The following is a 7,428-nucleotide window of genomic DNA, read 5'->3' as shown; positions in this document are numbered from 1 at the left end:
TCAACTGGGGCAAGGTCTCCGGCGTCGGCCGCCCGGGCTGACCCGACGTCGTCGCCCCGCACCTCGTCGGGGGCCCGGCACCGGTTGAAGAACAGGACCGGGTCCGAGCCGACCATGGTTGCGGGAGTGCTGAGCGTCTAGCTTCGACCGGATGAGCATCACCGGGATCGACGTCGAACGAGTCACCGACTGGTTGAACCGGCACGTCGACAGCATCACCGGGCCGTACGAGTTCGACCAGATCACCGGCGGCCGATCCAACCTCACCTTCCGGGTGACCGACTCGGCCGGAACGGCGTTCGTGCTGCGCCGCCCACCGACCGGCAACGTGCTCGCCTCGGCGCACGACATGGTGCGCGAGCACAGGATCATCTCGGCCGTCGGCCAGACCAACGTGCCGGTGCCGCGCACGTTGGGTGTGTGCACCGACGACGAGGTCAACGGGTCTCCGTTCTATGTGATGTCGTATGTCGACGGTGTCGTGCTCGACAGCGCCGAGAAGGCGGCGCCGATGTCGATCGAGAACCGTCGACGGGCCGGGGAGCATCTGATCGACGTGATGGCCGACCTGCACGACGTCGACATCGACGAGATCGGACTCGGCGATCTCGCCAAGCGTGAGGGGTACGTCGAACGGCAGGTGCGGCGATGGACGACGCAGTGGGAGAAGTCGAAGACCCGTGAGCTGCCGGCGATCGACGAGGTCGGCCGACGCCTGGCCGCCGACCTGCCGACGCAGGACGGCGTGTCGATCGCCCATGGCGACTTCCGTTTCGGCAACGCGCTCGTCGACATCGACACCGGATCGGTGAAGGCGGTACTCGACTGGGAGCTGTGCACGCTCGGCGATCCGCTGGCCGATGTCGGCTATCTCGGCGTCTACTGGGCCGACCCGGGCGAGGCGCAGTCGCGCCCGAACGATCCGACCGGCATCGACGGCTTCCCCACCTACCAGGAACTGCTTGATCGATACGCCGCACGGACGGGACGGGACCTGTCGAACATCGGCTACTACGTCGCCTTCTCGTCGTGGCGCCTGGCGGTGATCTCCGAAGGTGTGTACGCCCGGTACCTCCACGGTGCGATGGGAGACCAGGAGATCGACGAGGAGACGATGAACGCGTTCAAGGTCGGCACCGAACGCCTCGCCTCCCAAGCCCTCGAGGCCCTGTCCGCTCGCTGACCCGGCCCGACCTCCGGCAGCGGGCGAGCCGCAGGTGTACGCTCGGAGTCCGGTCCGTTGGACCGATGGGAGGTGGTGATGATGGGCGTCTACGGCGAGCACGTGCTCCCCCGAATCATCGACAAGGTGTGTGGTCTGAAGGCCACGGATCCGCTCCGGGAGCGGGTCTGTGCCGGGCTCCGCGGGCAGGTGCTCGAGATCGGCTTCGGATCCGGGCTCAACGTTCCCTTCTATCCGGCTGCGGTCGACGGAGTGACCGCGATCGAGCCCGCGGACGTCGGATGGAAGCTGGCCGCCGAGCGGCTGGCCGACTCATCGGTCCCGGTCGAGCGCGCCGGCCTCGACGGCCAGTCCCTGCCCCTCGACGACGACAGCTGCGACACCGCGCTGACCACCTGGACGTTGTGCACGATCCCCGATGCATCCGCGGCTCTCGCGGAGGTGCGACGCGTGCTGCGGCCCGGCGGAACACTGCACTTCGTCGAGCACGGGCTGGCGCCCGACGAGAAGGTTCAACGGTGGCAACACCGCCTCGAGCCGCTTCAGAAGCGACTCGTCGGTGGATGCCATCTCACCCGCCGGATCCCCGAGATGATCACGACGGCAGGATTCACGATCGACGAGATCGATGCGTTCTACGAGGAAGGGACACCGAAAGTCCTCGGCGCCGACTCGCTGGGTGTCGCCGTCGCCCCGTAGCCGGCGACCCCACCGCAGGACCAGGCGCTCTGCCAGACTGCGCCGATGAGCGACGACGCGGAACTGACCGGTTGGGAGCGTGACGAGTTCACGTCGGCCGGGATCACCCACGACACCTACCGCAAGGGGTCGGGCCCCGGTGTGGTGATCATCCACGAGATCCCCGGGATCACCCCGAAGGTGCTGGAGTTCGCCGAGGAGGTCGTCGATCGCGGGTTCACCGTGGTGATGCCCGACCTGATGGGGACACCGGGCAAGCAACCGTCGACGCCGTATCTCCTCAGGAGCATCGCGAAGCTGTGCGTGGCGCGCGAGTTCACCCTGCTCGCAACGAACCAGACCTCACCCGTGATCGCCTGGCTGCGCGCGGTCGCGCGAGATCTGCACTCCGACGTCGGCGGGCCGGGCGTCGGGGCGGTGGGAATGTGCTTCTCGGGCGGGTTCGCGCTCGGGATGATGGTCGACGAGATCATGCTCGCACCGGTGTTGTCGCAACCGTCGCTGCCGGTGGCGCTCGGTGCCGAGCGCAGCGCCGACCTCAACCTCTCACCCGATGACGAGGCCACGGTGATCCAACGGGCACAGGACGGCTGTCAGGTGCTCGGTCTGCGCTTCACCGACGACCGCGCGGTCGGAACGCGTTTCACGACGCTGAAGGACAAGCTCGGGGACGCGTTCATCGCGATCGAACTCCCGAGCGACAGCAAGTCGGATCACTCGGTACTGACCGAGCAGCGCGACGACGCGAGCGTCGAACGTGTCCTCGACTTCTTCGTCGAGAAGCTTCAGGCCTGAGCCATCGCCGCGTCGGCGAGCGCTCGCGCCGCTTTGTAGTCGGCCTTGCCGTTCGGTGCCCGCGGGATCGCGGAGACGAACACCACCGACTTCGGGGCCTTGTAGCCGGCGAGGTCGTTCTTGACGGCGGTGATGACCGTCGCTTCGTCGACCTCGACGCCCTCGGCAAGTGAGGCGACCGCAGTGACGGCCTGGCCGAACTTCTCGTTCTCGACGCCGACGACCAGGCAGTCGAGGACCCCGTCGACGCGCTTGACGGCTTCCTCCACTTCTTCGGGAAACACCTTCTCGCCGCCGGTGTTGATCACCTGGCTGCCGCGCCCGAGCAGCTCGAGCGTGCCGTCCGCAGCGACCATCGCGAGATCGCCCGGGAACGAGTACCGGACACCGTCGATGGTGCGGAACGTTCGCGCCGACTTCTCCGGGTCCTTGTAGTAGCCGAACGGAACGTTGCCTCCGGCGGCGACCATGCCGACCTCGTCGGAGCCCGGGGTGACCTCGCGGTCGTCGTCGGTGAACACCTTGGTCGTGGGCATCTGCGTGAACTTGGCGGTCTCGGTCTCGACGCCGGCCATCGTGATCTGGGTGCCCATCGACCCCTCGGATGATCCCATCGCGTCGACGAGCACGGCCTGGGGGATCCTTTCGAGCATCTGCTGTTTGACCTCGGTGGTCCACATCACGCCGGAGGAGAGGAACATGACGACCGACGACAGGTCGTACGTGCCACCGTCCGGTTTCCCCTCGTCGATCGCGCGGACGAGCGGCTTGGCGAAGCTGTCGCCGACGATCGTGATCGAGGTCGCCTTGTGGTCCTCGATGGTCTGGAGCACCTCGTGGGGGTCGAGACTGCGGTTGGTGAGCGTGACGATCTCGGCGCCGGCACACATCGGGATGAACCACCCGATCCAGCAGCCGGTGCCGTGCATCAGCGGCGCACACGGGATCGACACCATCCGGGAACCCGCCTCCTTCGATCCCTTGACCATGTCGGCGACCTGGGTGGCGTCGGCGGGAGGCTCGAGCCCGACGATCGGGAAGCCCTGGAGGATGAAGCCTTCGGTGAGTCCTCCGATCTGGTACATCACACCCTTCGGCATCCCGGTCGTGCCGCCGGTGTAGAGCATGTAGGTGTCGTCCTCGCTGCGCTCGATCCGCTCCATCGGCTCGTTGTCGGCAACGACCTGCTCGTACTCGACGGCGTCGGGAACGTCGGCACCCGGTTCGTCGTCGACGACGATCAACAGCTTGAGCTTGGGCAGCCGCTCGACGACTCTGCCGACACGCTCGGCGAGTGAGCGGTGGAACACGATCGCCTCGGCGTCAGAGTTGTCGAGCAGGTACCACAGCTCCTCGTCGAGGTAGCGGTAGTTGACGTTGACCGCCACGCCGCGCATCTTGAACGCGGCGTAGTGCGACTCCATGTACTCGTTGCCGTTGTACAGGTAGAGCGCGATCTTCGAGTCCGGCCCGAGCCCGGCGGCGGTGAAGGCCTGTGCGACGCGAGCCGCACGGTCGTCGAACTCGGCCCACGTCCGCGACGTGTCGGCGTGGGTGATGGCGACATGGTCCGGGATCGCGTCGGCGATCGATTCCCACACGGTGGCGAAGTGCATCTCCATGCCGGCGAGCGTAGGACAACCGCCTGTGGCGATCGTCACGCAGCGGTTCGGAGCGGATGCGTTCCTAACGGGGTCCGCCGTCGACTTCGATCATCGTGCCGGTCGTGTAGCTGGAGGCGTCGCTGGCCAGATAGAGCGCGGCGCCGATGATCTCGTCGGGCCGGCCGCCTCGGCCGAGGGCGAAGCCCTCCTGGGCATGTGCCTCGAACTGTTCCATGTCCCACGCCTTCGAGATGTCGGTGAGGAACGGGCCGGGCACGATGCAGTTCACGCGCACCTTCGGGCCGAACGTGCCGGAGAGACCCTTCGTCAGGTTGTTGACGCCGGCCTTCGCCGCTCCGTACACCAGCTCGACCGGGCTCGGACGCGTCGATGCCACCGACGAGACGAAGATGATCGCACCACCGTCACCCTCGGCCATGCGGGTTCCGACGAGCGCCGAGAGGCGGAACGGTCCCTTCAGGTTCACGCCGACCACCTTGTCGAAGAGCTCCTCGCTGATCGCGTCGACACTCGGGTACAGCGGCGACATGCCCGCGTTGTTCACCAGCACGTCGCATCGTCCGAATCGCTCGTACACGGCGTCGGCGAGAGCGTCGGCGGCGTCCCATTCGGCAGCGTGATAGGCGATCGGGAGAGCCTGGCGACCCAGCGCCTCGACCTCCCGTGCCACCGACTCACAGTTGTCGAGCTTGCGGCTGGCGATCACCACGTCGGCGCCCTGCTCGGCGAACGCCAGCACCATCTCGCGGCCGAGGCCGCGGGAGCCGCCGGTCACCACGGCGACCTTGCCGGTCATGTCGAACTTGTCGATCGCACTCATCGCGCCAGTTTCACCGGCGTCGAGCGGGTCGAGCGAATCGCCCGGATCGACCGCGCCGTCGTCAGCGCGTCGTACTCATCGCAGGTTCTTCGCTCCGGATGATCCGGCCGAAGTTCCGCCAGTGCTTCGCGAGGATCAGCAGACAGATCGCCACGACGGCGACGAACTCCCACGCCGGTCGACCGAGGAGCACCATCCCGATCGGCACGAGCACGACGGCAACGGCTGACCCGATCGCCGCCTTCCCGGTCGCCTTCGTCGTCAGCCACCATCCGGCCAGTGCGAACGGAGCGATGACCGGCTGCAGAACGACGAGCACGCCCGACCCGGTCGCCACGCCCTTCCCGCCGCGGAAACGGCGGAACACGGGAAACATGTGGCCGACGATCGCCGCCGCTCCGCACCAGTAGGCGAGCGGTCGCCCGTCGAGTCCCAGAGCGAGGCCCGTGGCGATCGCGCCCTTGAGTGCATCGAGCACGTAGACCCAGATGCCCTTACGCCAGCCGAGCGCCCGGGTCACGTTCGAGGCGCCAGGGTTGCCGGATCCGAACGTGTCGATGTCGATGCCGTTCGCTCGGGCGATGAGCGTCGCACTCGGGAAGGTCCCGAGCAGGTAGGCGACGACGATCAGAACGGCGGGCACGGTGTCAATCCTTGCAGGGTGGTCCGACGTCAGCCGTGAACGGTCACGGAACGTTCGGGCTGAATCACGTGGGTGTGATCAGCGCCGGGTGAGCGCGACCGGAACGCGGGCCGGCTTCGAGTGGTCCATCATCGGTTTCGGCGGAGCGACACTTCCCGATGAAGCGGCCAGCATCGCTGCCTCTCCGTGGCCACTGACGCATTCGGGATCGGGACCGTCGAGCGGGATGCCGACGAAGAACTTCGCCGCCATGCAGCCGCCCTGGCAGGCGTCGTAACTTCCGCACGAGGCACATGCGCCGGCGGATTGCGGCTCGCGCAGTTCGTTGAACAGATCGCTCCGCTTCCACACGTCGCTGAAGCCCCCGGCGTCGCGCACCGATCCGGCCTTGAACTCGTCGTGGATCACGAACGGGCACGCGTAGACGTCGCCGATCGGGTCGATCAGGCACACGACACGCCCGGCGCCGCACATGTTCAGTCCTGGGAGTGGTTCCTCGCCGAGTGCGTTGAGGTGGAAGAACGAGTCGCCGGTCAGCACGTCGTCACCCTTGGCGAGCAACCATTCGTAGATCTGTCGCTGCTGAGCTTGGGTCGGGTGGAGATCGTGCCACGAGTCGGCGCCGCGACCCGACGGGCGCAGTCGGGTGATCCGCAGCTGGGCACCGAACTCGTCGGCGAGTGCCTTGAACTCGTCGAGCTGGTCGACGTTGTGGCGGGTGACGACCACGGAGATCTTGAACTCACCGAAGCCGGCATCGCGCAGGTGCTCCATCGCCCGGATCGCCGTGTCGTACGAGCCGTCGCCGCGCACCGCGTCGTTGGTCGCGGCGTCGGTGCCGTCGAGGCTGATCTGGATGTCGAGGTAGTCCATCGCGGCCAGCCGGCGGGCCTTGTCGGCGTCGATGAACGCACCGTTGGTCGAGAACTTGACTCCGATCCCCTTGCCGATCGAGTACTCGACCAACTCGAAGAAATCACGGCGGATCATCGGCTCGCCACCGCCGATGTTGATGTAGAAGACCTGCAGGTCGTGCAGCTCGTCGAGCACGCCCTTCGCCTCGGCGGTGGTCAGTTCACGCGGATCACGACGACCCGACGATGACAGGCAGTGCACGCATTCGAGGTTGCACGCGTAGGTGAGTTCCCACGTGAGGCAGATCGGCGCGTCGAGCCCTCCCTTGAGTTGCTCGACCAGCGGGGCGGTGTCAACGGTCATGGAGCATCTCCGATTCGTAGAGCGAGGTGAGCGCCTTGTCGAACGACGGCCAACGGCGTTCGTCGATGTCGCAGGCGGTCAACGTGTCGGCGACGGTCGCGTGATCGGCGAGCGAACGCACGACGCGGACGACATCAGGGTGTTTCAGGAAGACGAGCTTGCGGGTGTCGTAGTGGTACGCGAGCGCACCGAACGGCTCGGGCCGCAACGCGACCTGCGGGTGCAGGTCGAGTGAGGAGTCGAGCACCTCAGTAGACGCCGCACATCCCGTCGATCGAGATCTCTTCGACGAGCAGTTCCTCGTCGAGGAGCTCGTCGGATTCGACGACGGTGTCCGCGGCCTGGTCGCTGATGGTGACGGTCGTTTCGTCCATCCGGTCAGGCTACTCCACGTCCCGCGGACCGTCCCCAACGCGGCGTTCTCGTGAACAGTTCGCGCACGGAG

The 7,428-nt window shown here is 66.8% G+C and carries 9 protein-coding genes; 3 read left to right on the top strand and 6 right to left on the bottom strand.

Translation table 11 applies throughout. The annotated features are described in order from the left end of the window. Positions 1 to 151 precede the first annotated feature (151 nt). From ON45_RS10700 to ON45_RS10690, 3 genes are all read left to right on the top strand, one after another. Positions 152 to 1,183, top strand: a complete 1,032-nt coding sequence (locus ON45_RS10700) for a phosphotransferase family protein (RefSeq protein ID WP_040493789.1) — start codon at positions 152 to 154, stop codon at positions 1,181 to 1,183. A gap of 81 nt (positions 1,184 to 1,264) precedes the next feature. After that, complete coding sequence (locus ON45_RS10695; RefSeq protein WP_040493792.1) at positions 1,265 to 1,882, top strand: class I SAM-dependent methyltransferase; 618 nt, start codon at positions 1,265 to 1,267, stop codon at positions 1,880 to 1,882. A 45-nt stretch (positions 1,883 to 1,927) separates the two neighbouring features. Next, positions 1,928 to 2,677, top strand: a complete 750-nt coding sequence (locus tag ON45_RS10690; RefSeq protein ID WP_040493787.1) for a dienelactone hydrolase family protein — start codon at positions 1,928 to 1,930, stop codon at positions 2,675 to 2,677. Here the strand turns inward: ON45_RS10690 and ON45_RS10685 are convergent. The 6 genes from ON45_RS10685 to mftA all read right to left on the bottom strand — a co-directional run bounded on the left by ON45_RS10685 (position 2,668) and on the right by mftA (position 7,357). After that, positions 2,668 to 4,299, bottom strand: coding sequence for an acyl-CoA synthetase (locus tag ON45_RS10685; protein WP_040493785.1), 1,632 nt, complete (start codon positions 4,297 to 4,299; stop codon positions 2,668 to 2,670). The two genes, ON45_RS10690 and ON45_RS10685, sit on opposite strands and share 10 nt — an antisense overlap. Before the next feature lie 64 nt (positions 4,300 to 4,363). Continuing rightward, positions 4,364 to 5,122: an SDR family NAD(P)-dependent oxidoreductase gene (locus ON45_RS10680; RefSeq protein ID WP_040493783.1), complete on the bottom strand. Its 759-nt coding sequence runs from the start codon at positions 5,120 to 5,122 to the stop codon at positions 4,364 to 4,366. 61 nt (positions 5,123 to 5,183) lie between these two features. Then, positions 5,184 to 5,765: a glycerol-3-phosphate 1-O-acyltransferase PlsY gene (gene plsY / locus ON45_RS10675; RefSeq protein ID WP_051062885.1), complete on the bottom strand. Its 582-nt coding sequence runs from the start codon at positions 5,763 to 5,765 to the stop codon at positions 5,184 to 5,186. A 78-nt stretch (positions 5,766 to 5,843) separates the two neighbouring features. Next, positions 5,844 to 6,983 (bottom strand): mycofactocin radical SAM maturase, encoded by a 1,140-nt coding sequence (gene mftC, locus ON45_RS10670; protein WP_040493781.1) that lies wholly within the window; start codon positions 6,981 to 6,983, stop codon positions 5,844 to 5,846. Continuing rightward, positions 6,973 to 7,230 (bottom strand): mycofactocin biosynthesis chaperone MftB, encoded by a 258-nt coding sequence (mftB, locus tag ON45_RS10665; protein ID WP_040493779.1) that lies wholly within the window; start codon positions 7,228 to 7,230, stop codon positions 6,973 to 6,975. Before mftB ends, mftC begins: the two co-directional genes overlap by 11 nt. Before the next feature lies 1 nt (position 7,231). Further along, positions 7,232 to 7,357, bottom strand: a complete 126-nt coding sequence (gene mftA, locus ON45_RS22215) for a mycofactocin precursor MftA (RefSeq protein ID WP_083914757.1) — start codon at positions 7,355 to 7,357, stop codon at positions 7,232 to 7,234. Positions 7,358 to 7,428 lie beyond the last annotated feature (71 nt).

The organism is Ilumatobacter nonamiensis YM16-303 (assembly GCF_000350145.1).
Classification (GTDB): Bacteria; Actinomycetota; Acidimicrobiia; order Acidimicrobiales; family Ilumatobacteraceae; genus Ilumatobacter_A; species Ilumatobacter_A nonamiensis.
Note: the sequence above shows the minus strand (reverse complement) of the source record. Positions and strands in the feature narration are given on the sequence as shown.